The sequence below is a fragment of the Oceanobacillus alkalisoli genome (assembly GCF_022213125.1).
In the GTDB taxonomy this organism is placed as follows: Bacteria; Bacillota; Bacilli; order Bacillales; family Amphibacillaceae; genus Oceanobacillus; species Oceanobacillus alkalisoli.
On record NZ_JAKNRA010000001.1, the window covers coordinates 506,663 to 530,909 of the forward strand.

The following is a 24,247-nucleotide window of genomic DNA, read 5'->3' on the forward strand; positions in this document are numbered from 1 at the left end:
CATCACGCACCTCTCTGAATAGAATTTCTTTTTATAGGATGAGGTACTTCTTTCCGGTTTAAAAACTGATTTACGGCAGCCACAAAAATAGCGGTTCCAATCGGTAAACATCTTTCATCGATATCAAATATTGGGGTATGAAGATCCCGGTCTAACCCATCTTCCAAGGAACATCCGAGAAAGAACATGGAACCTGGAATCTGTTCTGTCATATATCCGAAGTCCTCCCCACCCATGCCAAATGGTTCCCAATGAATTGCCATCTCCGGATAAATTTCTTTCAGGCTTTGTTCAATAAGCATATTGACTTCCATATTATTATTTAAGGCTGGTTCTCCCTTTTCTAAATGGAATTCATACGAACCACCAAAATGTTCAGCCATTTTAAATACATTTTCCACTTCTTTTGCAAGCTTTTTCCTCGCTTCGGGAGAATACGATCGTAAGGTGCCTTCTATTTTCACTTCAGAAGGAATCACATTGTTTGCAGCTCCCGCCTCAATCTTTCCAATACTCGCTGCAACGATATCAAGCGGTGAGATTCTTCTTCCTACCGTTCCATAGAATGTTTGCAATATCGTTCCTAACATCCATAATGGATCAATCGCTAAATGTGGATATCCGCCATGCCCCCCAGTCCCTTTTATCGTTGCCTCAAATCCATCAATATTTGACATACTTATTCCATTGTTCATCTGAACGACTCCAACAGGATGCCAAGGACATACATGGAGCGCAATAATAGCGTCCACCTGTTCTAACGCGCCAGCTTCGATTATATACGAGGCGCCGGACCTGCCGCGAGCATCCGTACTCTCTTCTGCTGGCTGAAAAATAAACTTCACCGTTCCAGTCAATTTCCCTTTTCTAAATTGTTCACTAAGCAAATGAGCCGCTCCCAACAGCATGGAAGTGTGTGCATCATGTCCACATGCATGCATAACGCCGTCGTTTTTAGAAGCGAAAGCATGTGTATTTTCTTCATGGATAGGCAAAGCGTCCATGTCTGCTCTGAGTGCAATTGTTGGTCCGTGACCGGTTGTTAAGGTTGCGACGATTCCATGTCCACCCACATTTGTTTCGACATCGAGATTACCGATTCTTTCTAATTCATTCACAACAAATTTCGCTGTCTCTACTTCTTCAAAGCTTAGTTCCGGATGCTCATGCAAATAGCGACGCCATAACGTTAATTTGTCAAATAAGGATTCAGCTCCTTCTACTATTTTCATAACACATCACTCACTTTATCCCTGTTAATTTTGTACCCCGGTTCCTGTTAAACCATTATATGATGCTTCAATGAAGCGCGACAATTGTAATTTTGTATGAACTTTTTATGAACAACTCTATACAAATTGTATGAACCTTTCGTTCTCTCATTCTTTTGTTTCGAGGACACCTGTTAACCAAACTTTTATACTGATATTTAATAACAATACATCGTCGGGATTATCTAGTGATAAGTTTGTTAAGCTTTCTATCTTTTTTAACCGGTACAATAAGGATTGTCGGTGCAGATGTAATATACGTGCAGCTTGGCTAACATTTCCATTTTGATTATCATAGGCAATAAATGTATCAATTAGATCCATTCTCCTCTTTTCTTCGTATTCAATTAATGGAGCAATCGTTGATAATGTGATCTCTTTTATTTCCGGATGATTGGCTAGATGGAGTAATAGCCGATTAAGCTGCGTATCCTGAAAATCCATTCGGTCTCCAGGTTTCTTTTGTTTTAACCCTAAATCCAATGCGGAATTTGCCTTTTTATAGCTTTCATGAAACGTCATCAGCCCATCTTGATGCATGCCAAATCCCCATGAAAAAAGCACACCAGGAATAAGCGCATGTAATCGTTTATCAACTAAATCTAAAAAATGATGGACGGAACTTTGTTCTTCATTTTTCGATTCTAAAAAAATGATGATCTGGTCCTCATCATAGGTGAATGCGGCATGCTTTCCAACAACCGTTGCGGCATACCTTACCTCTTCTTCCATATAATAAATAATACTCTTAAAACTTGAGCCTTGATCAGTATAATGCCCTTCCGTTAATTCATCTAAGTTCTCAGAGTATCCCACTATACAGAGGTATGGAACATGAAGATTATATCCAAATAATTTGGCACGTGATTGCACATTTTTGTCCAAATGAATAGGAGGAGTTTTGGCTAAGCCCCGAATAAATCCATTCTGCAGACGCATTTCCGTTTGCACAATCGCATCGTCCCTGGAAATCCACAGTGCTGTTGCAGCCGCCAAACTATCCAACACTTGCAGTGCACTACTCGTAAGTAGCTTTTGTTCTCGTAAACAAATAATAAAATAACCTTCTGCAAAACTATTCGAACCCGAAGTTATTTCCTTTTTTAGTAAAAAACCATTTTTATACGGTACTTTCTGAATATGATGAAAGGATAATTCATCAACATGGCATGCCTCATTTTCTTCCAGTATATCCCATAAACGAATCATTTCTTCCGCACCTGCCTGTGTAGACTTTAATCTGCCTTTCCGGTCTGCAAAAACTAGCTTAAAGTGCAATTCCCTTTCAACATGCTGAATAATTTCGGCTAAGTCTTTCCCTTGGATAACAAAGTCAATTAACGTTTTTTGCGTGTCCCTTGCTTTTTCCGAGAAACTTTCTTGCCTTTGATTGATTTCTTTCATCGTCTCTCTTTGAATATCTGAAAATCTTAATTCCCAAGGAAGTTCAATTAAAACAAATTTCTTCTCTTCGGCAAAGTCGATTATTGCATCGGGAATATCAAATATATAGCGGCCAATTGCTATTCCCAACGCGGAGGCTCCTGATTCATATACATCTTTAACGAATTCATAAAGCAAATTAGCATCATGTTCAGTCCCCATCCCGGTCGTTAAAACAAATTCATGTTCACGTACAAAGTTCTCGACGGGACCTTCAATTGCCGCCATCCACTCTACGTTGCGCTGGTCTAAAATATCAATACCAGTTATCACTCTAGTCGCATTAAATATAGGAAGGTTTACTATTTCTTGAACGGTAATGCTCATTTACCTCACGCTCCATTTCGCATAAGTTTCACTAATTGAAAGCGTACATATTGATAGTTATTTTACTAGCTAGCATACATCTATTAGTCCATACATACACTTGTAAGACTAGTTAAATGAAAATAGCCTGTAAAAGATAAGCATAAACGCAATTTTGATATATCTTTCCTTTACTACTGTATTATTACCTTTATTACTTATGCATGAAAAAGACAACATCAGCTATAGAACAGGCTGATGTTGTCTTTTTACTTTTTAGATATTCATTTTTTTGATACATGATCAGTCTATCAACAAATAAATCTGCAAATCTCCAATTCCATCAAATGTTGCAGTCAACCGGATCGATTTCTCATACCCCGACAATGTCGTATCCCCTTGCATAATGGTTGGGGCAGTAATATCTGTCGTCACGTCGTTCTCCACAATAACCGTTGCTATCCCACCAGCAAGCATGTTACCTAGTTCCCCGCTAAAAGAAGGTAGCATTTCATCTCCCACCGGCATGCCGAACATGCTTTCACCAATAGAACGGAAGACTGCTTGGTCACCAGCTAAAATCAACCTGCCTTTAATGTCACCTGTAATCCCAATCAATACCCCAAATTCCAGATGCAGCGTATTTCCTAATAAACTAGGTTTACTCATTTGAAATGGGATCGGCACAATCGACTGTAACGTATGATTTGTCCCATTTAATAAAACCGTGATTGTTCTGTTTCGATCAGTTGTAGCTTTCGTCATTTTTCTAAACTCCATTTCCTTGGATTTAATTATTCTTCATCCACATCGATTTCATAATTAGGCAAAATAAGAACCTCTACTCTCCTATTTTTCTCCCTGTTTGCTTCACTCGTGTTCGGCACGATTGGACGGTACTCACCAAATCCCTTCGCACTGAAACGAGCTGGGTCATGGTCGTCATTGCCGAGAATTAATCCCATGAAATTAACGGCGCGTATCACACTTAGCTCCCAATTCGATGGGAATTCTTCATTATTAATCGGCCGGTCGTCCGCATGACCACTTATTTCAATATGATGCGGCGGATCGGTGTTTAACAACCTGGAGACTTCGGTGATAATCTCCCTACCCCCATCGTTAACTTCCGCACTTCCCATATCAAACGTCACATCATTTAAAATCGTCAGCATTAACCCTTCATTGCTTAATTCTGTGGACAGTGCTCCCGATAACTCATTTGTTTCGATATACCCGTTGATACGAGCTTGAAGTTCTCTAAGGTTCTCCACTTCTCTCCTGCCATCACTTATGGCTTCTTCCGTTGAATCCTCGATGAAGTCCTCATCTTCTGTATTTGGCTCATTTTCATCGATTGCACGTTCTGAAGGATCATCCGCTGGAGCCCGTTCCAGTAAAATGGAACCCCCACCGGAGAACTCACTTTTAAATACATTGGAAAGCTGTTCATATTTTTGCGCATCGATTTCGCTCATGGCAAATAATACAATAAATAATGCTACGAGCAAGGTTAGCATATCAGAATAGGGAAGCAGCCATGCATCATCTGATTGCTGTTCCGTCTTTTTTCTTCTGCGTCTACTCATCTGCTGTCACCTGCTTTATCTTAGCAATTTCTTGTGACGTGAGGTACGAGCTTAACTTATCCCTTACTGCCGCGGGAGAGTCTCCGTTCACAACAGATAGAACTCCCTCAACAATGATTTCCTTCCGTTGGATTTCTTTCTTCGATTTCTGCCTTAATTTATTTGCAAATGGATGCCACAATACATAACCAGAAAAGATACCTAATAGCGTCGCAATGAACGCAGCGGCTATCGCCTCACCCAATAGTTCCATATCATTCATATTACCAAGTGCTGCAATTAGTCCAATAACAGCACCTAGAACCCCAAGTGTCGGCGCGTATGTACCAGCTTGTGCGAAAACCGCAGCACCTTCCTCGTGCCTCACTTCCATGGCATCAATTTTTTCCAACATGACCTCACGAATGAACTCTGGTGAATGGCCATCAACCGTCAACTGTAAACCAGATGAAATAAAATCATCATCCCATGCTTCTATTTCCGTTTCTAAAGACAGCAATCCTTCTCTACGTGCTTGATCTGACATCTTGGAAAAGTCTTCAATCAGCAACGCTAAATCCTCTTGCTTCTCTTCTTTAAACAAGATTTTGAAATAAGAAGGAATCTTCTTAATCGTACTTGCAGGAAATGCAATCAACACAGATGCAGCCGTTCCTACAAAGATTATGATAAGAGCTGCCGGGTTAATCAACGCTTCAGCACCGACACCTTTTAAAACCATTCCAACCGCAACCGAAATAATCCCTAAGATAATACCAATAATTGATGTTTTATCCATCTCTATCCCTCCACCGAAAAACTCTCGATTCAAATAAAATATACAAGAAGAATGATCCTCAACGTAATAGATTCCAAATCGATTCCTTATCCCTTATATCGGTCTTTTAAACTATTATTGAAGGATGCCAGGAATAGAGGAAATAATTAGTTTATTGAGCAAACATTTTAACGAACGATTCCTTCCCTCTTTTATTTGTTGTTTGATATACTCAAGATAATTCATTCTATTGTCCGGGAGGTTTTTACCATTTCTAAATACAAAAATAATCGTTCTTTTCATTCAGGGGCCCTCAACTCATTTCCCTCTACGATTCTTGTCGATGAACATACAGGATTACCTAACTTTACCTATGGCAGGAGAGTCCTGGCCCAACGAATGGATGAAAAGAAAGCTGACATGCGTTCCTTTGTCTTGTTAAAAATCACCATCACAAACTTCCCAAAAATCCTCAACTCATTTGGCTATACGACAGGAAATAAAGTAATAAACAAAACCTCCGAAAGATTGAAACAGCATATTTCTGGAGGTAATTTCCTATTCTCTTCCTATCTGGATGGTTGGTTTGTCATTTATGAAGGGGATAACCCTCAAAAAATTGCCGAGGAAATAATTGAATGGATACAACGCCCTTTACAAATCAATGGTCAAACCTTCCTTCTTAACTGCAACATTGGGATAAGTGCTTATCCGGACGACGGGACGACGGAAGAGGATTTACTTAAATATGTGACCATTGCAACTTCCAATGCTACTAGTTTAGGTACAGGAAAAATCGGGCACTATTTCCCAAATCAAAGTGAAGAGTTGTTGAAGAGGTTTCAATTAGCAAACGACTTGCACCAAAGTATCACGCAAAGCGAACTGTACATGGAATACCAACCAAAGATAGATGTAAAATCCCTTCAGGTGACTGGAGCAGAAGCGTTAATTCGCTGGAAACATCCCGTGCTTGGAAATATTTCACCAGGAGTGTTTATTCCGATTGCAATCGAAACTGGTTTTGAAGAATATATCACTGTTTTTGTTATTGATGAGACGATTCGGCAATTAAAGCAATGGGAGAAAGATGGTGTATCTCATCCCTGTGTTTCCTTTAATTTAGCACCACATAATCTTGGCAATCCCCACTTATATGATTTGATTAAGGTAACCATTGAAAAATATGATGTATCTCCTCATCATCTAGAAATTGAAGTAACGGAAGATTCCATGCGGACGGACAGGGACAAGATGAAGAATACAATCGAAAGAATCCAATCCCTAGGTATTCAATTCTCCCTTGATGATATGGGAAATGGCTTTGCATCGGTCAAAGACTTGGTTCATTTAAAATTTGATACGCTTAAAATCGATCGTAGCTTAATTGATAACTTGGAAGATAACGAGGAACAACAAATCGTATTAAGAAACGTGCTCGAAATGAGTAAAAACTTGAAGATAAAGTCACTTGTGGAAGGCGTAGAGAGAAAAGGACAGCTTGATCTTTTAAAAGCGTTCGGTTGTATGGAAGTGCAAGGATTTTATTTTAGTCCTTCTGTTTCTGGGGAGGAGATGGGGAGATGGTTTAGAAATAATGCATGTCCAAAGTAACCCATACACCTATTTGCAACTAACAATATAGAAGGAGCATCATACGGATGGCGTTTGTTCAAGACCTAGCGACCTATATTCCAATCATTACATTTATCGGATCTATCATCTTTCTCTTTATCAAATTACTTAATCGATCTAAAATAGAAATATTATTAGAAGATAAGTTCAAAAAGCAATTATATTATTTTACGGAGACCTTGATTCTGTCCGTTGTTATGGCATTTTCTATCACAGCAACTTCAACAATTGAAGAAAGTTTACCTCATGCTTTAAATAACTTTCTACTAAACCTTTTACCACTTGCTGCATCAATCTTTTTTATCGCCATATCTTTATTCTTAATACTAGTTAGCATTTGTCCATTTATGATTAACAAAGGCGTTAATTCTCAATTCTTATTTAATATTAATAAATATAGCAGTATTTCTTTATTCATTCTGTTAATTTTTATTCATATTTCCTTCAATTTGACAGGTAATTTGACGTATAGAGATTGGGAAACATTAATATTCATTAGTTTGCCCTTTGCATTTTTTTATTTAATCTTAATTTGGCTGATGACGTATATAAAGAATCAATTAGCTAGCAACGCTCTAACTCTCTATAAAGTCAGAATGATAAAAGATGAGATTAATAATGAACTTAAAAATTTATTATTTCTCTATGCCTTAGGTAAAGAAAAACTTGTATTCATAGAGAGGAAAGATGCAAGTGAAAGAGATGTGAACAAATTAACTGTATTCTATATTTATGATATAAATAATTCCTTACTCATGAGATTTGAATCACATGAGTCATTACCGAAAGAATAATATAATTTTACCATTCTGGCTGATTCGAATGGATCCATCAAAATCGATTTATACATTAAGTTGTTACTGGAATACACGAATTGGCAAATGAAAGTGAATGGAATTTTATTTAAATAAAAAAACCGATAAAAGTCTATATCTATTGTTAAATATAGACTTTTACCGGTCACAACGCTAAGCTAGACAGGTATGTAAAGAACATAAAGCGATACACTAAACCCCAACAACCATCCCAACCTCTGCAAGCCGAATATTAAAATTCCCCTCTTTCTTCGCGCTCTTCACCAATTCATTCAAATCGCCGTAATGAGGAAGATGCGTCAGCAAAACAGCCTTTGCCTCTGACTTGTCCGCTAAGATACCAGCCTCTTTAGACGTCATATGTCCGGAAGATATACCGTCCATCCCTTCATATAAACTGCACTCCGTAATCAGTAAATCTGCTCCACTTGCGAAGTTCACCAAGTCTTCTGTATAACTCGTATCCGATGTATAAACAATCGTTTTATTACCTGAAGTAATTTTAATCGAATAAGCCTCCACCGGATGCATGTTTCTTTTGAACTCCAATGTAAACGGGCCGATTTTTAGCTGACTTTCCTCATGATAACCAGTGAATGTTGCGTGTGGTACTTCTTCCACTCTTTTTGCCATCTGTTCACTAATTGGGCCGTAGATGGACAATGGCTTGTTCACTTTCTTTAATTGTGTATTCACCAATCTGGAAAATAGCAAGACACCAACATCACTAAAATGATCGTAGTGATAATGCGACAGGACAACATGATGGATGTCATTCAAGTCGGCATAATGTTGAACTTGCTGAGCAACACCGTACCGCAATCAATTAATAATGAAAAATCGTCCTGTTGAATCAGGAATCCGGAGCAGGGACCATCCTTTTTAGGAAAGCCACCCCATATTCCAATTACTCTACATTGCATATATTTCACCCTCTTCTGATAGAAACGAACTCGAGATTAATGTTTTCGTGTAATCATGCTCCGGGTTGAACAGCACGCTTTCTGCGTCCCTTTCTTCTACTACCTCCCCATTTTTCATGACAACAACATAGTCAGCTACATCATTGACTGCACGAATATCATGGGAGATAAAGAGATAACTCGTTCCAAACTCTTCCTGCAAGTTCACTAATAAATCCAAAATTTGTGCTTGCACCGAAACATCAAGATTAGATTTTATTTTCTTCCCCGCTTGTAAAAAAGGGATTAAATGAGTAATTCCTTTGAATACGCATGTGCAGGCCGGGCAAACACTTCCCTCATATGCCCCGATTCTACCACTCTTCCTTTATACATGACATACATTCGATCACAAAAACATCAGAGAGCTTCCATAAAGTACATCGGAAATCAAAAAATGAGAACCGGATAAACTTAAAACTTTCGGAAATTCTATTTATAAGGAGGTGTTTGACGTGGCAAAGAAAAATCTGAGTCCGTTCAAAGGCCGTGTCATGCATGCAACAGGGTATAAGGTGGATCCTGATAACCCGGATCATGTTAAATACGAAGTTGCTAAAGAACGAGGAATTCCTTTAGATGAGGGGGATAATGGACAACTCACCTCTAGACAAGCAGGTAAAATTGGTGGGCCAATTGGTGGCAATATGGTTAAAGAAATGATTGAGATAGCCAAAGAACAGATGACAAACAAATAAAAATCCTCCTGCTGGTTTGAACGTAGACCAGCAGGAAATGCTGTTTTATCCCTGTTGATTCTTTTTCCGAATTTGTTCAGCATTTGTGTCACTATAAATTTGAGTTCCATGGCCGCCAGTTGTTCTTGCAATGTACTCTTTTGCTTCGTTATAAGACATACCAGAATTTTCATTTGCCTGTTTTACAGCTTCAATATTGGTACCAGATGCTGTATACATTTCATTTTTTTCCATGATGTCACCTCTTTCTCTTGGTGAACTTAGTTTTGCCGAAGAGATTCTATTTATAAAGACAATTCCTTCCTCTAAACAATCCGAATCGGAACGAAATGTTAATTGAAACCGTTACCTACAGAATATCCTAAAAATAAAATGGTTTGATTACAAAAAAATAAATATCAGCCGATATAAAGTAATAGTTACTAATATCTACAGGGTTAGGTGGAGGATTCTATTGTTAAGAAAATTTGCTTGGCAGAATATTAAGATAGGTGGTAAATATACAGTTGTATTTGCTTTTATGGCACTAGCATTTGTTGTATCTATCTTTATCACGTTTTTGTTTTTACAGACAACCGATCATCGAATGGAAGATACGACCATTAAGAATGAGCTTTCGAGCTATGCAGGAGAACTTGTTACAATTTATCAAGAGAAATATTTATTTATCCCAGAATACATATTGTTATCTGATGATGAGATGCTTTCACAGTATATGGATAAAAGTATAGAATTTGTAGATGTCGCGAAAAATATCAAACCCCTTTTAAATAAAGAACAGTTAGCAAGCTTTGATCAAATGATTGCAAATAATCATGAATTAGATCAATACTTTTTTAGTATGATTGTCCCTAATGTACAGCAAATCAATACAGATGAATTTGCAGAACTACAACAGGTTGCAAGCACACTGAAAAACGAAACGGCAGAACTAGGACAACAGCTCATGGACACTGCAACCGAAGAGAGTGAGAAATCACTACATACTGCGCAAAACGATTTGAAACAAGTTACATTTATCTTGATTTTATCTGCTTCAATTTCGATCGTTATTTCGATCATACTTTTATTCTTTATCAGCCGAAATATAAGTGAAGGTTTGCGTAATATTGTTCAACACAGTGGGGAGATTGCAAGTGGAAACTTGAATATTGAACCATTGAAGGTTAAAGGTCAAGATGAGATTGCACAATTATCAAATGCAATGAACCATATGGGAAGCAGCTTACGTGACATGATTTCAGAAATTCAGGAACTTTCTAGAGAAGTTGATCAACAAAGTACAGCATTACTAGAATCTTCTGTTGAGGTAAAGGTAGGTAGTGAACAAGTTGCTGCTACAATTGAAGAAATGGCTAAAGGTTCTACCAGCCAAGCAGATAATTCTGTTGAGATTTCTGAGAGCACGCAGCAATTCAGCTTGGAAGTCATACGTGCCGGTGAGCAAAGCAACGAATTAAATACATTCTCCAATGAGGTTCTTGAAGCGTCAACGAACGGGGATAGACTCATGAAGGAAACTGTTCAACAGATGGCCGTTATCCATGACGTAATGAAAGAGTCATTAGAAAGAATTACAAGCCTTGAGCACAAAACGCGGTCCATTACAGAACTAGTAGATGTTATACAGTCTATTGCGGATCAAACAAACTTGCTAGCATTGAATGCTTCCATTGAAGCGGCAAGAGCTGGGGAAGCAGGTCGAGGATTTACTGTTGTAGCAACAGAAGTCAGAAATTTATCTGAAGGAGTTGCTCAATCTGTAACCAAAATCAGTGATATCGTGTTTTCAATTATAGAAGAGACAGCACAAATATCCGAGGAACTAAACCTTGGATACACGGAAGTAGATAAAGGTGCTGAGCAAATACAATTAACCGGGAAAAGCTTTTCTGCGATAAACGCTAATGTAGAAGAGATGACAGATAAAATAAGAACCATGTCAACTATTTTTCAAACGATTGAAGATTCCAGCAGTACAATCAACGAGTCTGTAGAACAGATTGCTGCGATTTCTGAGGAGTCTGCTGCAGGTTCAGAAGAAATATCAGCTTCGGTACATGAACAAGCTGCATCAGTTGATAATATTTCTTCAAGTGCACAAGACTTGGCCAGTATGGTTGAGAGAATGAATCGATTGATTCAAAGATTTAAACTTTAGTATTTTTAAAAAAGGAGCAAAAGAAGTGAATTTATTTGCCAAACATAAAGGATTCATATTAATTGGTTTCATCCTATTTCTCTGTCTAGTTATGGTTGGATGTTCTGATCGTACTTCATCGAAGGAACTACCAGAAAATGAAAAAATAAAACTTGTTGATGACGAGGAAAAAGTGTATGTCGGTTTTATTCTTGATACACTTCGCGACGAACGCTGGTATGGAGATAAAGAAGCTTTTGAAAATGAAATAACTGAATTAGGCGGAAATGTGAAAACACTTGCTGCAAATGGTCACACAGAAGTGCAAATTAAACAAGCGGAACTATTGATTGCAGAAGGTGTCGATGTGCTTGTCGTTGTACCTTTCGACGGAGAAGCTGCTGCTCCAATTGTTGAGTTGGCACATGAAGCAGGAATCAAGATTATATCTTATGACCGTTTAATAAGAAATGCCGCAGTTGATTACTATATTTCTTTTGACAACACGCAAGTAGGAGAATTCCAAGCAACAGAAATATTAAAACATGCCCCTACAGGTAATTATGTGTATATAGGCGGGGCTGAATCGGATAATAACGCTGTTCTTTTAAGAGATGGAGCCATGAATATCCTACAACCACTGGTTGATTCTGGTGATATCAATATCATTTTTGACCAGTATACCGATGACTGGGAGCCCGCTATAGCGGAACAAAACGTAAAAGAGATTCTAAATAGGGATCAGGTCGATGCTATTATAGCAGCAAATGATGGAACTGCAGGTGGGGCTATTAGAGCATTGGAAGCAGCACAATTAGCTGGAGAAATTCCAGTGTCGGGCCAGGATGCTGAAAATGATGCACTGGAGCGGATAAAGGCCGGAACACAAACAATGACTGTTGAAAAACCAACCGAAGTTATTGCAGCGCATGCCGCTGAAATGGCGATGAAGGTAGCCAATGGAGAAGATATTCAGACAGATGCAACGATAAATAATGGACTCGAAGATATCCCAACGATCTTACTCGAGCCTAGAATACTCACGAAAGATACGATCAATTAATATAAAAAAGAAGACAGCTTGCCATAACCTTTTAAGTGAATGACGCATTAACTTTGAGGAACACTACTTCACTATAAATTGGATATGGCAAGTTTTTTTATTGGTAGATTGGTGGCCTGCTCGTATTTAATCTGAATCTTCCATATAAGATTACGAATGGGTGCTTTACGTTCCCATTCTCCGAAATTCGGGATTTATGATACAAATGCACCCCCAAAGTTAGATTTTAAGCTCTACCTTCGGGGGTGCAGTACCTTTCCAGCTTCAACTATATTATTAAAGAAACGAATGGGTATCAAGATTTTTTATAACACTTTCACTTTATGTTATTTTAAAACGTTCACACTTAGCGTCCTGTTAAAGGAATGTCATCATAATCTTCGGGATTTAATTCATAGACTTCATCTGTCGCCAAGCTATTTAGAATACCATACAGTCCAGTTTCAACCGCCTTCGTCAACTGCCCCATCTTCTTCTGACCAAAACTTTGTGTCTGGCCAGTAACTTCAAATAATACAGTTCCACTACCATTTAACGAAAATGAACCGAGTGCAGTTCCTGGTAAATCTAGATTCTGTTGATAAAGTGATACGTTTCCAAATGGTGAATTACCCATTTGTTGCAATGCGTCATATGCAGCAACGTTTAATTGCTTTGAAAACTCTTCGTTATATCGGTCGGCATATTCACTATATTTTTCACCTTCTGCCGTATCAGGATTAGGAACAAATACACCAGAAAGCGATAAGGTAACTGGCTCGCCTGAACCCTCGATTACATATTCTCCCTGATGGTGCAAGTCGATAAAGACATCAACTGTGCCAAACTGTTCCTGTAAATCCTTATAGACATCACGAACGGACTGAGATTCCGGGGTGATATACCAACCAGCTTGGGAAGAACTGCCAGGGAAATCCTCTGGTTGAGGCACATAATCCAGATCAGGGTTAAAATCTCTATTTACATCAAATCCAGGGTTGGAAGCATAATCCCAATATTGATTGATGTAGGTGTAATAATTCCAGGTCGGGCTTGCATTTTCCAATGCAGGAAATTCGTCTACTACCTCTTCCCACCTCATCTCATTCCCTCTGCGATTAGCTTCTGATGCATCCGGATTCATCATTGGCATAGCGACAATAGTTAGTTCTTCTCTAAGTTGTCTCATTTCCGGGGAGTTATTTTTACCAATTTTTTTTATCATGTTTAATAGCGCTACTGTACCTACCTTTTCATTTCCATGAATCTCACTTTGTATGAACACTACTTTTTCCCCTGTACCCACCGTAGTCTTATAGATCTCACGGTCTTGATTGGAATAGCCAGCCACCTCTACTTGAACTTTCCCATTGCTCGTTCGCTCGATTTGATTCAATTCTCTTGTTAGCTCGTCATGACTTATGAATCCAGCAACAGGCGGTTTTTTTACTTCGGATGCTTGGGAAATAACTGGCGAATCAACCAAAGGACTTGCTATTCCTGCTCCTAATAGGATCGCTCCACTTAGCATCGCAAATTTACCAATTCGCTTCATGCAAACGCCTCCATCATTTTATTTTATATTAGAGCTATTCTTTATCCGTATTAGCAATTCCTTCTATTTAATCTGAAAATGATTCAATGGTACTTCATTGTTTTCTGCTAATCGTGACCTCTTCCCTTACTTTATTATAAGTACAGGATAAATGAATCTAATAATAAGAACTAGATAATAAATAATAAGTTACACTAAACACCCAAAACAAGTGAATTTATATTATAATAAAAAAACACCATAAAAAAGACAGCATGAGAGAGGATAAGATATATGAAAAAGATGATAGTAGCATTATGTGCAATCGCACTTGTATTTTCACCAATTGGAGATTTTGTTTTCCAGGATGCTGGAACAACCGTTGAGGCAAAACGTTATAAATCTGGGAAGAAGTCATTTAACCCAAGTAATGGTAGTATTAATTCCAACAACAACAATTCATTCTTCCAAAATAATAAAAAAGATTCTACCGTCAATAAATCTGCGACAAAACAAAATACGAACAATAAAGGCGGCATGATGTCAGGCGGTCTAATGAAAGGCCTCATGCTGGGAGGACTTGCTGGATTATTATTTGGTGGTTTACTTGGCAACATGGGGATTTTAGGGTCGCTTCTCGGCTTGATAATCAATGGACTGGCAATCGTATTCTTGATTTCAATCGCAATGAAAATCTATCAGTTTTTCAAAAAGAAAAAGGAAGCTAATGTATGGAGAAACTAGTGATTCCTGAACAAGATATTATAAATGCAATTTGTGTCTATGTTTCTCGAAAAAAGCAAATAAAGCCAGAAGAAGTCGAGGTAGAATTATTGTTTGACGATGATACCGGCTTTACTGCAGAATCGTTTTGGAATAACAGAAAACAAGTACTCGTCATGTCAACTATTATCGAAGCCCTGCGCTTATGGTTAGATGAATTTCTTAACGAGGACCCTTTTGCCGGGATTCGATTGGAATTAGATGATGTGGAAGGTATTGTTGCATACATTGGGTAACTTGAAAATACAAGAACCCAGCCTGTATTCTAACTAGTCATTTACACAAGTTCACCTCTACGCGTAGGGTGAACTTGTTTTTTATACAAAGATTTTTTATAAAACAGCGATGCATGAGGGGAATGGAACGAGTATATTTACTTTTTATTACATTTACTTCAACTTCATCGCCTTAGCCATTATTTTAGGCAGATCCGTATTATCCAAGAAACCTGCAAACTTCTCTGCTTGTGGTCCATAAGCATAGACAGGAATATCTGCACCTGTATGATTCGTGCTTGTCCAGCCAATATTTGACCGGTCACTTATTACCGTATTAATCGCAAGTGATGCGTTGTTCGCTTGTTGAATCGTTTGAATTTCTTCGCTTGTTAATTCAAATCCAGTATACAATTCTACTACTTCACTCACATTCGAACGATTGGCGTTTAACGCTGCTGCCATAAAATCACCTGTAGCTGTTACATCTTTTAACATGCTGGCATTTAAATCCATTGAATCTTTTGAACCGGTTGTCATTCCGCCAGTATCATGATCTCCAGCAACAACGACGAGTGCTTTTCCATCTTCCTTGGCGAATTCCATTGCTTCTTTTACTGCCTCTTCAAATGCAGCAACGTCTGTCATTGCATAACCTGCATCATTTGCATGACCTGCCCAGTCGATTTGACTGCCTTCAACGACAAGGAAAAATCCTTTGTTGTTTTCCTCCAGAATATCAATTGCAGCATCCGTCATCTCAGCAAGACTTGGTTCGTCTGTTTCAGCACGGTGCAATTCCGGTGCAAGTGCATCATCTGCAAATAATCCTAAAAGCTTTTCTCCCTTTTGGAGAGCGAGATCTTTATTTGCCAGTAACTCACTGCGCGTTTCAACAAATTCATAGCCTTGTTCTTCCGCTTGCTCGATTAAGTCAATTTCTTGGTTCCCGCCTTGAGAGTCTGGCAGGAAATTATTCTTTCCGCCACCAAGTAACACATCCACTTCATTTGCAAGCAATTGTCTAGCAATTTCGGTTTCGTTATTTCGGCTTTCAACATGGGAGGCGAAGGAAGCTGGTGTTGCGTGGGTAATTGTCGAAGTTGCGACAAGACCAGATGCTTTTCCATTTTCTTGGGAAGCTTCTAAGATTGTTTGAAGCTCGTTCCCTTCTGTATCGAGGCCAACGACACCATTATTCGTCTTTTCACCTGTAGCCATTGCTGTTCCAGCTGCAGCAGAATCGGTAATATCCGAATCAGCAGAATATGTAGTAAACATTCCTTTTAAATGCTCGTCCCATACAGCATCTTCGCCTTTATAAACGCGATAGTTACTTGCATAGTTAGAACTGAAACCATCCGGAATCATATAGATAACATTTTCTACCTTTTTATTATTGCCTTTTCCATTATTGCTAGCATAATCCGGCTTGGCAGCATCTACCGCCCCTATACTTAATCCTGAAAGTACTAGCCCAGCACTAAGTGCAACCACTCCAAATTTCTTACCAATCTTGTCGAACATATGAACCTCTCCTCTCGAATTTTGACTGCAACTTGAGGTTAACAAACGGATATTGATTTCCGGTTACAGACTAGTAAAAAGAGTATAAATTTTTTTAGTAGGAAATTACTAGTTGTGGATTTTGCGGTTCTTAGGCTGGGGGACGATGGGGGTGGTTTCAGGAAATTACTTGTTCAGTGGGGGGTCCTTACCTCCCACACTGAATATTAGTTGAACAGAATCAGGGATTTACGGACTGATTATCCCCGACCTTCTCATTTTAAAAAAGTTGCTCTGTCTACGTTTGTTCCTGCAAGATGGCAGGACTGCGTACCAGAGCAACTTCCTAAATTTAATATTTTCTTAACCGCTTATTTCCTCTCCCAGAAACGCGCCTGTGCAACCGCATCAGCGAAACCTTCCGCAAAGTTATTGCTCTCTTCAGCAAATACAACACCGGGTACAGAATCTTGACTCGAAGCTGCTACATATTTCTCTCCCGTAGTAGCTACTCCAATCGGCTTAAAGTATTTATACTGATTATTTACAAACTCTATAATTTGATCATCGAACTTCTGCTGTTCATTGCTTGTTCCACCGACAACATACAGACTGTCAAAGAGAGTTGGATGGGTGGTCAGGAATGTGTCGGTTACCTGAAGCACCGATCCATTTGATCCTTTTACTTCGCCAAGCTGATCACTGATAACATGGACAAACACACCTTGCTGCTTGAGATAGCTTAATGTCCGTTCCACTTCTTCCTCATTAAATTTATCACCAATCAGTACAGCAAGTTTTTTCGTAGAGGCAGACTGCGGTGAATTTGCTAGGCTGATCGCTTCGGAACGGTCTGTTACAGAAACATGGGTTCCTGTCGGATGCGCGACACCAAGGTTATCCGCAAGTTTTGTCGCCAATTCCTTATCTACATTCACCCACATGTTCACATTTTGCTCCCGGACGGATTCCGATTTCACCTTTTGCAAGTGGAATGTTAGCGTCTCAAGCAAATCCTTCTTCTCGACAGACGTTAAACTGTTCCAGAACATTCTCGGCTGTGAAAAGTAATCTTCGAAGGAATCGCTTGGAACTTCTCTTGTTTTCTGTCCTTCCACTTTTTCAGGATAGTTGGCATAGCCTCCTTCCTCTTCACTCGCCTCTTTCGGTGTATTTTCTGCAAGTGAATTTTTATGATAATGAACAGAACCTACATCAATCGGATGTTTCTGATAGCCGTTTCTCAGGTTGTCATTTCTTTGATTGATCGGTCTGTTTACAGGTATATCGTTAATGTTTGCTGTATTCTGGCGGTAGAGTTCGGTATCCCGATAAGCAAAAGTTCTGCCCTGGAGAACCGGATCATTCGTAACATCAATACCAGGCACAAGGCTACTAGGGTCAAATGCAGCTTGTTCTTCCTCTGCAAAGAAATTATCAACGAGTCGGTTTAACGTCATTTTACCAATAGTTTGAACTGGTACGACTTCTTCTGGCCAAAACTTTGTATCATCTAAGATGTCAAAGTCATAGTTGAACTCGTCTTCTTCCTCAATCAACTGCACACCTAGCTCATATTCGGGATAAATCCCTTTTGTGATCGCTTCAATCATATCGTTCCGGTGAAAGTCTGGGTCGACCCCGCCGATCAGATTTGCTTCATCTAAGAGCAGCGAATGAACACCGAGTTTCGGCTGCCACTTAAAGCGGACAAAGGTTGATTTTCCTTGTTCATTAACAAAACGGAAGGTATTAATTGGCCAGCCCGCCATCATCCGCCAGCTTCTTGGACGACCGCGCATAGACATCAACCACATGATCATATGGGCGGATTCCTGGTTATTAGCAACATAATCCCAGAAATTATCGTGTGCAGTTGTTGCTTGCGGAACGTCGGTTGCAGGATTTGGTTTCGCAGCATGGACGACATCCATAAATTTCATGGCGTCCGACACAATAAATACAGGGAATTGCAGGGATAACGAGTCATAATTTCCTTCTTCTGTATAAAACTTAACCGCAAAGCCACGGATATCTACCGCTGTATCCTTTGAACCTTTGCTTCCTTGGAACGTTGAAAAACGGGTAAATACAGGAGTTTTCTGTCCTGCTTCCTGCAAAAAGTGAGCTTTCGTCAGATGTTTTAATGACTTATACGTTTCAAATTCTCCGTACACTCCAAATCCGCGAGCATGCACCACTTTTTCAGGAATGCGCTCCCGATTGAAATGGGTTTGTTTTCTATAAAAATGAAAATCATCATATAACAACGGACCGCGTCTGCCTGCCCTCAAAGAAGTTTCAGAGTTAGATACTTTCACACCATTATCGTCTGTCAATTTTCGGTCTTCACCCGTATTTATCTTCCGTTCTTGCTTTAGCTGTGCATCTTTTTCATCTGTTGATTTTTGTTGGTATCTGTCGTCTTTTTTATTATCCATCGTCGTACACATCCTTTAGCAAACCTATTTTTATAATCATTTGACTTCTTCCCGACCTGATTACTTATTAAACAAGTATATGGAGTAAACTGGATCGGTTATTTTTGTATCAAGATTACCTATACATGAGGAAATGTATGGCATGAAAGAACCTAAAAAAAACAGAGAAGTACCACTCCTGGCACTTCCCTGTTTCTAAGAATTGCTTAACGATGGTCTGCACGACTGCTCCGATTCACGACACGTTCAGGATACATCCCCTTATTTTCTGTATCATGGGATAGGAATGTTCCATAAACACTGCTTTCCTGCTCTTCATCTACTTCAACCAACACAATAATTTTCAGGTACCTCTATAACAGCATAATTTCTAATTCCAAGGAAATTTTGCTTTTGGTTATACAAGCATAAGACGAGGAACTGGTTCTTGTGCAGACAGGTCGCTGTCCCATCCGCTTTATTAATTGAATTTCCTTTCCTCCAATGACATAATGAACATGTAAAACCAACTAAATCAATAAGAATTTAACGTATGGCAAGAAACACAATTTAACGGAGGGATACATATGAAAATCACAGAACTTCAGACGATGGAAAAACGCGCTGATTTACTTAGGAAAACAGTTGCTCCTTTTACAGATCGGGCTGCACAGCATGATAGGGACAGCACTTTTCCTCATGAAAACTTCGATGAGTTAAAAAATATTGGTTATCCAGCTCTTACATTGCCTAAAAAATATGGAGGCAGCGGGATTTCTCTCAGTGAAATGCTTTATCTGCAAGCGATTATCGGTAAAGCAGATGGATCAACTGCCCTTTCCATCGGCTGGCATATGGGAATTATGAAACATCTTGGTGAGAATAATATTTGGGATGAGAATAAGTTTGCTAGTGTAGCAAAAGACGTGGTTGCAACTGGTTCCTTGCTGAACAACGCAGCATCCGAACCGGCTACTGGCAGTCCGACACGCGGTGGCAAACCGGAAACCTATGCAAAAGAAACGCAACAAGGCTGGGTTATTAATGGTAGAAAAACATTTACAACACTCGCTCCCGTCCTCGATTATTTTGTAGTGAGTGCATCCATCGATGGAACAGATGATATAGGTAACTTTTTAGTTCAACGTGAAAATACAGGGGTAAGCATTGATGAAACCTGGGATTCCATTGCAATGAGAGCGACAGGAAGTCATGACCTTGTCTTAGAAAATGTACATGTAGAAAAAGATGATCTCGTGGAAAAACTCACAGGGGGAAAAAGAAAGGCAACAGGTTGGCTGCTCCATATCCCAGCTTGTTATCTCGGTATCGCTCGTGCTGCTCAGGATTATGCCAATCATTTTGCTAGAAACTATTCACCTAACAGCATAACCGGAACCATCTCTGACTTGCCAAACGTCAAACAAAAGATGGGAGAAATGGAGTTAGCGATATTAGAATCCAAACACTTCCTTTTCTCTGTAGCTAGAAAATGGGATGAGTCAGATGAAAGCATACGGCAAACAATGGGACCAGAGCTTGGTGCTGTTAAATTATCGGTTGTCAATAAAGCACTTCATGTCGTGGATCTAGCGATGCGGATTGTCGGTGCCCGGAGTCTGTCTGAGAAAAATCCATTACAACGTTATTACCGGGATGTTCGTGCAGGGCTTCATAATCCGCCTATGGATGATATGACGATTATGAATTTGGCTAATTTGGTTTAGGCGGGATATCGCATTAAGTAAAAACCACATAAAAAACTACCTAATAATTGAGTTATCCTCTAATTTAATGAATTTCATAATACGTATTTAATGCTTCACCATCACCATATGTAGTTGGTTCGTTCGCAACTACATATGGTGATGGAATAGCCGACTTTGGTAATTATGAAATTCATTCAATTAGGTAGTTTTTATAGATGAGAGAATGAGCATTGGGATACTTCCCTCTCTCTACTTCTTCTTCAACTCCAATGGAACTTTAATGATTTCTTCCAATTCTTCGCCAGCGAGTACACTTTCCGTTGCAGCAATTGCTTCTTGTCCCATCATATCCGGCTGCTGAGCAACCGTTGCAGTCAATTCTCCAGCCTCAACAGAAACAATCGCATCTTCCACTCCATCAAAGCCAATAATAACGATATCTCTTCCAGCTGCTTTAATCGCTTCCAAAGCACCTAGCGCCATCTCATCGTTATGGGCACCATTTTCACCCATTAGTGCATGAATTTCACCAGGTTTCAGTTCAAAATCTACTCCTCGGAGCACCTTATTGGCACCAAATGCTTTATGAATATTTTCCATCAAAATATGCATGTAACGTCACCTCTCTCTTTAGAAAAAGACACCTGCTTGAAAAATACAATTCGAGTAGGCCGTCGTTTCTCCCGTTCGAATTACTACTTTTGCATTCGCTGTCATTTGTTTTAACCGTTCATGTTCCACAAATTCCGCATCTATCTCCTGAAACTGTTTCATAAATTCATATTGTCCTGGATTTATTTCTTTCATTTCGGACGCGAGGTACATCTTTTCAATTACCATATCAGCCGCAACTACTTTTACCACTTCCTGAAAAGAAGGGGTACCAGGCGTCAGTGCGACATCTATTTTTAATACCCCATTAGGAACAGGCAAGCCTGCATCGGCGATTACAATCGTATCGGTATGACCGAGATCTGCTAACACTTTTGCTATATGACTATTCAATATTCCATGTTTTTTCATCTTTATAATTTTCCTACCACTTCTTCACGCATCGGCATTCCACCTTGAGCTCCAAACTTTGTAATCGATATAGATGCTGCAAGGTTCGCAAAACGTATTGCTTCATTGATCGCTTTCCCTTCTGCAATCGCAACTGCAAAAGCCCCATTGAATGTATCCCCCGCCCCTGTAGTATCTACCGGCTCCACAACATAAGAAGGAACCACCTCTTCACGTATACCATTGAAATAGCGGACTCCATTTTCTCCTTCTGTGATCAAGAGCTTATTTGGATAACGGGCAAGGACCTCGGAACGCAACTCCTCACCAAACATGACGGCAAACTCATGTTCATTCGGTGTCAGAAACGTTGCAGATTCAATGGTCTTCTCACTTACTTCACGTGCCGGCGCTGGATTCAATAACCATTTTTTATGATGCTTCTTGCAAAAATCTGCAATATATTCCACGGTCTCAGCTGGAATTTCTTGCTGAACCATAATGATATCCGCATCCATCAGAGTAGAACTCGCTTTTTCAACATACGCAGGAGTAACCTCATCATTGGCACCTTTTACAAAAATAATGCTATTATCGCCTTCTGCGAGCGTAATATGAGCCGTCCCGGAACTTAAATGTGGAACGGGTTCCACATTCGTTACAGAAACACCATTTTCTTTTAAATTATGGACAATCTTCTCACCAAAAGCATCCCCGCCAACGCATCCAACCATAGATACTTCAGCACCAAGGCGTGCTGCGGCTACCGCTTGATTCGCCCCCTTCCCTCCCGGTACCGTGTAAAACGATTCTCCAAGTATCGTTTCTCCTGCTCCTGGTCTTTTGTTAGCGGTCACAACTAAATCCATTGAAGTACTTCCTACAACAACAATATGAACCATATTAATCTCCTACCTTTCTTGTTGATCCTCTTTCGATAAATTGTACAGGTAACTTATGGTGAATATCAGTTAAAACTTCTTGATTTACTTTTTTAATAAGTATTTCTGCAGCTCTTGCACCCATTTCATAAGCAGGCTGGCGAATCGTTGATAATCCTGGATTGACGAGTTCACTAATCGAAATATCATCAAACCCGATAATTTGAACATCTTCTGGAACACTTCGGCCCTTGCGCTCTGCCTCATTCATCACTGCAACCGCAACGATATCATTACATGCTAGAATTCCATCTGTATTCGGATATTTATCGAACAATGTTTTCACCGATTCACTTGCTCCTTCAAAAGTAAGCTCGGAGTCCAACACATTGATCTTGATTCCTGCTTGTTTTAACAGCTGAAAAGAAGATACAAACCGCTGATAAACCGGTCTCACTTCAACAGGGCCTCTTATAACAGTCACTTCCTTACTTCCTAGTTCTAAAATCTTCTGCGCAGCTAGCTTACCACCCTCTAACTGATCAGCATAAACAGCAGGCAAACTTTCTATCGTTCGGTCAAGCATCACAACTGGTATCTTCAAGTCTTTGAGCATGTCACTATGCGCTTCATTAATGGAAGCAATAATACCAACCACATTATGCTGGATAAATGTATCGAGATAATCCATTTCCTGTTCAAGCTGCTCATCACTATTCCCAATAATCAAGCGGTAGCCTTCTTCCCGAAGCCAATCTTCCACTCCTCTAGCTAACGCGGGGAAAAATGGGTTCGTAATATCGGGAAGGATTAAGCCGATTAACTTTGACCTTTGTGTATATAAGGAACGAGCCACTTCATTCGGTTTATAATTTAATTTTTGAATCGCATCCAATACGGCTTTTCTCGTATCTTCATGCGCGTATCCACTATTATTTATCACTCGTGATACGGTCGCAGCTGAAACTCCAGCCGCTTTCGCCACATCTCGGATTGTCACTGCCATAGCATCTCCACCTTTATCTGAAACCGGTTACACATTTATCTTAGCATCAATGTTTTATTTTGTCGAGTGTTTTATGGGGGAGGATAAATGGGCGGCTAGGAAATTAGTATGTAAATAGCTATTGTGCCGCCCTTTATAATCTTTTATAGAATTGGAGAGCCTTCTTCCTTTCTCGTAATGTAAATTAACATGCATCGATAAAGGCTGAAAATAATTTGCTATTATAGGCATCATGTTTATAACTGAATTCCGGGTGCCATTGAACCGCCAATATAAATGCTTTGCCAGGCATGACAACAGCTTCGATCAATCCATCAGCAGCTGTGGCTACAGGTTCTAACTCCTCCGATAACTTTTTGATTCCTTGATGATGATAACTGTTTAACTTAAAAGTATCTGCTTCTAGGATTTGAAATAATGAACTGTTATCCGCTAACCTGTGAATGACTGGTTCGTCCGTGGTTAATGGCAACATGACTGGAATCCCACCGGAATCTTCAATCCCTTTCATATATCATGGAAGCATCCAATAG

General features: G+C 39.5%; 24 protein-coding genes. 8 read left to right on the top strand and 16 right to left on the bottom strand.

Annotated features, from left to right (window positions below; genetic code table 11):
* Positions 1-2 precede the first annotated feature (2 nt).
* From L3V42_RS02280 to motA, 5 genes are all read right to left on the bottom strand, one after another.
* A complete protein-coding gene (locus tag L3V42_RS02280; protein ID WP_238471169.1) occupies positions 3-1,232 on the bottom strand; it encodes a M20 metallopeptidase family protein in 1,230 nt (409 codons plus the stop codon).
* A 147-nt stretch (positions 1,233-1,379) separates the two neighbouring features.
* Positions 1,380-3,041 (bottom strand): PucR family transcriptional regulator, encoded by a 1,662-nt coding sequence (locus L3V42_RS02285; protein WP_238471170.1) that lies wholly within the window; start codon positions 3,039-3,041, stop codon positions 1,380-1,382.
* 282 nt (positions 3,042-3,323) lie between these two features.
* A complete protein-coding gene (locus L3V42_RS02290) occupies positions 3,324-3,785 on the bottom strand; it encodes a chemotaxis protein CheX (protein ID WP_235761984.1) in 462 nt (153 codons plus the stop codon).
* A 29-nt stretch (positions 3,786-3,814) separates the two neighbouring features.
* The gene (locus L3V42_RS02295) at positions 3,815-4,609 is read right to left on the bottom strand and encodes a flagellar motor protein MotB (RefSeq protein ID WP_238471171.1); all 795 of its coding nucleotides are present in this window, start codon (positions 4,607-4,609) and stop codon (positions 3,815-3,817) included.
* Positions 4,602-5,387 (bottom strand): flagellar motor stator protein MotA, encoded by a 786-nt coding sequence (gene motA, locus L3V42_RS02300; protein ID WP_238471172.1) that lies wholly within the window; start codon positions 5,385-5,387, stop codon positions 4,602-4,604. Before motA ends, L3V42_RS02295 begins: the two co-directional genes overlap by 8 nt.
* Before the next feature lie 198 nt (positions 5,388-5,585).
* Here motA and L3V42_RS02305 point away from each other — a divergent pair, with 198 nt between their 5' ends.
* Complete coding sequence (locus L3V42_RS02305; protein ID WP_255783344.1) at positions 5,586-6,980, top strand: putative bifunctional diguanylate cyclase/phosphodiesterase; 1,395 nt, start codon at positions 5,586-5,588, stop codon at positions 6,978-6,980.
* Between the two features lie 47 nt (positions 6,981-7,027).
* Positions 7,028-7,795: a hypothetical protein gene (locus L3V42_RS02310; RefSeq protein WP_238471174.1), complete on the top strand. Its 768-nt coding sequence runs from the start codon at positions 7,028-7,030 to the stop codon at positions 7,793-7,795.
* A 213-nt stretch (positions 7,796-8,008) separates the two neighbouring features.
* Here the strand turns inward: L3V42_RS02310 and L3V42_RS02315 are convergent, their stop codons facing one another.
* Together L3V42_RS02315 and L3V42_RS02320 are read right to left on the bottom strand one after the other, a co-directional pair.
* The gene (locus tag L3V42_RS02315) at positions 8,009-8,638 is read right to left on the bottom strand and encodes an MBL fold metallo-hydrolase (protein WP_235761979.1); all 630 of its coding nucleotides are present in this window, start codon (positions 8,636-8,638) and stop codon (positions 8,009-8,011) included.
* Between the two features lie 90 nt (positions 8,639-8,728).
* The gene (locus L3V42_RS02320) at positions 8,729-8,974 is read right to left on the bottom strand and encodes a hypothetical protein (RefSeq protein ID WP_235761978.1); all 246 of its coding nucleotides are present in this window, start codon (positions 8,972-8,974) and stop codon (positions 8,729-8,731) included.
* 298 nt (positions 8,975-9,272) lie between these two features.
* On the opposite strand from L3V42_RS02320, the gene L3V42_RS02325 reads away from it, so the two are divergent.
* Positions 9,273-9,476, top strand: a complete 204-nt coding sequence (locus L3V42_RS02325; RefSeq protein WP_235762115.1) for an alpha/beta-type small acid-soluble spore protein — start codon at positions 9,273-9,275, stop codon at positions 9,474-9,476.
* Positions 9,477-9,521: 45 nt separating this feature from the next.
* On the opposite strand, the gene L3V42_RS02330 is transcribed toward L3V42_RS02325, so the two are convergent.
* The gene (locus L3V42_RS02330) at positions 9,522-9,710 is read right to left on the bottom strand and encodes a gamma-type small acid-soluble spore protein (RefSeq protein WP_235761977.1); all 189 of its coding nucleotides are present in this window, start codon (positions 9,708-9,710) and stop codon (positions 9,522-9,524) included.
* 220 nt (positions 9,711-9,930) lie between these two features.
* Here L3V42_RS02330 and L3V42_RS02335 point away from each other — a divergent pair, with 220 nt between their 5' ends.
* Positions 9,931-11,637, top strand: a complete 1,707-nt coding sequence (locus L3V42_RS02335) for a methyl-accepting chemotaxis protein (protein ID WP_238471175.1) — start codon at positions 9,931-9,933, stop codon at positions 11,635-11,637.
* Positions 11,638-11,662: 25 nt separating this feature from the next.
* Positions 11,663-12,679 (top strand): sugar ABC transporter substrate-binding protein, encoded by a 1,017-nt coding sequence (locus L3V42_RS02340; protein ID WP_235761975.1) that lies wholly within the window; start codon positions 11,663-11,665, stop codon positions 12,677-12,679.
* A gap of 346 nt (positions 12,680-13,025) precedes the next feature.
* Here L3V42_RS02340 and L3V42_RS02345 read toward each other — a convergent pair whose 3' ends face one another.
* Positions 13,026-14,213, bottom strand: a complete 1,188-nt coding sequence (locus L3V42_RS02345) for a M14 family zinc carboxypeptidase (protein WP_235761974.1) — start codon at positions 14,211-14,213, stop codon at positions 13,026-13,028.
* Positions 14,214-14,486: 273 nt separating this feature from the next.
* On the opposite strand from L3V42_RS02345, the gene L3V42_RS02350 reads away from it, so the two are divergent.
* Entirely contained in the window at positions 14,487-14,936 is a 450-nt protein-coding gene (locus L3V42_RS02350) for a hypothetical protein (RefSeq protein WP_235761973.1), read from the top strand.
* The gene (locus L3V42_RS02355) at positions 14,924-15,211 is read left to right on the top strand and encodes a YxcD family protein (RefSeq protein WP_235761972.1); all 288 of its coding nucleotides are present in this window, start codon (positions 14,924-14,926) and stop codon (positions 15,209-15,211) included. The genes L3V42_RS02350 and L3V42_RS02355 overlap by 13 nt, the downstream gene beginning before the upstream one ends.
* 153 nt (positions 15,212-15,364) lie before the next feature.
* Here the strand turns inward: L3V42_RS02355 and L3V42_RS02360 are convergent, their stop codons facing one another.
* Complete coding sequence (locus L3V42_RS02360; protein ID WP_238471176.1) at positions 15,365-16,717, bottom strand: alkaline phosphatase; 1,353 nt, start codon at positions 16,715-16,717, stop codon at positions 15,365-15,367.
* 350 nt (positions 16,718-17,067) lie between these two features.
* On the bottom strand, positions 17,068-19,137 hold the full coding sequence (locus tag L3V42_RS02365; RefSeq protein WP_238471177.1) for a catalase: 2,070 nt from the start codon (positions 19,135-19,137) through the stop codon (positions 17,068-17,070).
* A 566-nt stretch (positions 19,138-19,703) separates the two neighbouring features.
* On the opposite strand from L3V42_RS02365, the gene L3V42_RS02370 reads away from it, so the two are divergent.
* Positions 19,704-20,843 carry an acyl-CoA dehydrogenase family protein gene (locus L3V42_RS02370; RefSeq protein WP_235761969.1) on the top strand — a complete coding sequence of 380 codons (1,140 nt, stop codon included), beginning with the start codon at positions 19,704-19,706 and terminating at the stop codon, positions 20,841-20,843.
* Between the two features lie 231 nt (positions 20,844-21,074).
* Here the strand turns inward: L3V42_RS02370 and L3V42_RS02375 are convergent, their stop codons facing one another.
* The 5 genes from L3V42_RS02375 to L3V42_RS02395 form a co-directional block, all read right to left on the bottom strand.
* On the bottom strand, positions 21,075-21,437 hold the full coding sequence (locus tag L3V42_RS02375) for a substrate-binding domain-containing protein (RefSeq protein WP_238471178.1): 363 nt from the start codon (positions 21,435-21,437) through the stop codon (positions 21,075-21,077).
* 18 nt (positions 21,438-21,455) lie between these two features.
* Entirely contained in the window at positions 21,456-21,848 is a 393-nt protein-coding gene (rbsD, locus tag L3V42_RS02380) for a D-ribose pyranase (RefSeq protein ID WP_235761967.1), read from the bottom strand.
* A gap of 2 nt (positions 21,849-21,850) precedes the next feature.
* Positions 21,851-22,729 carry a ribokinase gene (gene rbsK / locus L3V42_RS02385; protein ID WP_235761966.1) on the bottom strand — a complete coding sequence of 293 codons (879 nt, stop codon included), beginning with the start codon at positions 22,727-22,729 and terminating at the stop codon, positions 21,851-21,853.
* Position 22,730: 1 nt separating this feature from the next.
* Complete coding sequence (locus tag L3V42_RS02390) at positions 22,731-23,714, bottom strand: LacI family DNA-binding transcriptional regulator (protein ID WP_238471179.1); 984 nt, start codon at positions 23,712-23,714, stop codon at positions 22,731-22,733.
* A gap of 184 nt (positions 23,715-23,898) precedes the next feature.
* Positions 23,899-24,225, bottom strand: coding sequence for a gamma-glutamyl-gamma-aminobutyrate hydrolase family protein (locus L3V42_RS02395; protein ID WP_238471180.1), 327 nt, complete (start codon positions 24,223-24,225; stop codon positions 23,899-23,901).
* Positions 24,226-24,247 lie beyond the last annotated feature (22 nt).

Coding starts and splice junctions, on each gene's coding strand:
- L3V42_RS02280 (WP_238471169.1), bottom strand. CDS start 1,232: ATGAAAATAGTAGAAGGAGCTGAATCCTTATTTGACAAATTAACGTTA.
- L3V42_RS02285 (WP_238471170.1), bottom strand. CDS start 3,041: ATGAGCATTACCGTTCAAGAAATAGTAAACCTTCCTATATTTAATGCG.
- L3V42_RS02290 (WP_235761984.1), bottom strand. CDS start 3,785: ATGACGAAAGCTACAACTGATCGAAACAGAACAATCACGGTTTTATTA.
- L3V42_RS02295 (WP_238471171.1), bottom strand. CDS start 4,609: ATGAGTAGACGCAGAAGAAAAAAGACGGAACAGCAATCAGATGATGCA.
- motA (WP_238471172.1), bottom strand. CDS start 5,387: ATGGATAAAACATCAATTATTGGTATTATCTTAGGGATTATTTCGGTT.
- L3V42_RS02310 (WP_238471174.1), top strand. CDS start 7,028: ATGGCGTTTGTTCAAGACCTAGCGACCTATATTCCAATCATTACATTT.
- L3V42_RS02325 (WP_235762115.1), top strand. CDS start 9,273: ATGCATGCAACAGGGTATAAGGTGGATCCTGATAACCCGGATCATGTT.
- L3V42_RS02330 (WP_235761977.1), bottom strand. CDS start 9,710: ATGGAAAAAAATGAAATGTATACAGCATCTGGTACCAATATTGAAGCT.
- L3V42_RS02345 (WP_235761974.1), bottom strand. CDS start 14,213: ATGAAGCGAATTGGTAAATTTGCGATGCTAAGTGGAGCGATCCTATTA.
- L3V42_RS02350 (WP_235761973.1), top strand. CDS start 14,487: ATGAAAAAGATGATAGTAGCATTATGTGCAATCGCACTTGTATTTTCA.
- L3V42_RS02355 (WP_235761972.1), top strand. CDS start 14,924: ATGGAGAAACTAGTGATTCCTGAACAAGATATTATAAATGCAATTTGT.
- L3V42_RS02360 (WP_238471176.1), bottom strand. CDS start 16,717: ATGTTCGACAAGATTGGTAAGAAATTTGGAGTGGTTGCACTTAGTGCT.
- L3V42_RS02365 (WP_238471177.1), bottom strand. CDS start 19,137: ATGGATAATAAAAAAGACGACAGATACCAACAAAAATCAACAGATGAA.
- L3V42_RS02370 (WP_235761969.1), top strand. CDS start 19,704: ATGAAAATCACAGAACTTCAGACGATGGAAAAACGCGCTGATTTACTT.
- L3V42_RS02375 (WP_238471178.1), bottom strand. CDS start 21,437: ATGCATATTTTGATGGAAAATATTCATAAAGCATTTGGTGCCAATAAG.
- rbsD (WP_235761967.1), bottom strand. CDS start 21,848: ATGAAAAAACATGGAATATTGAATAGTCATATAGCAAAAGTGTTAGCA.
- rbsK (WP_235761966.1), bottom strand. CDS start 22,729: ATGGTTCATATTGTTGTTGTAGGAAGTACTTCAATGGATTTAGTTGTG.
- L3V42_RS02390 (WP_238471179.1), bottom strand. CDS start 23,714: ATGGCAGTGACAATCCGAGATGTGGCGAAAGCGGCTGGAGTTTCAGCT.
- L3V42_RS02395 (WP_238471180.1), bottom strand. CDS start 24,225: ATGAAAGGGATTGAAGATTCCGGTGGGATTCCAGTCATGTTGCCATTA.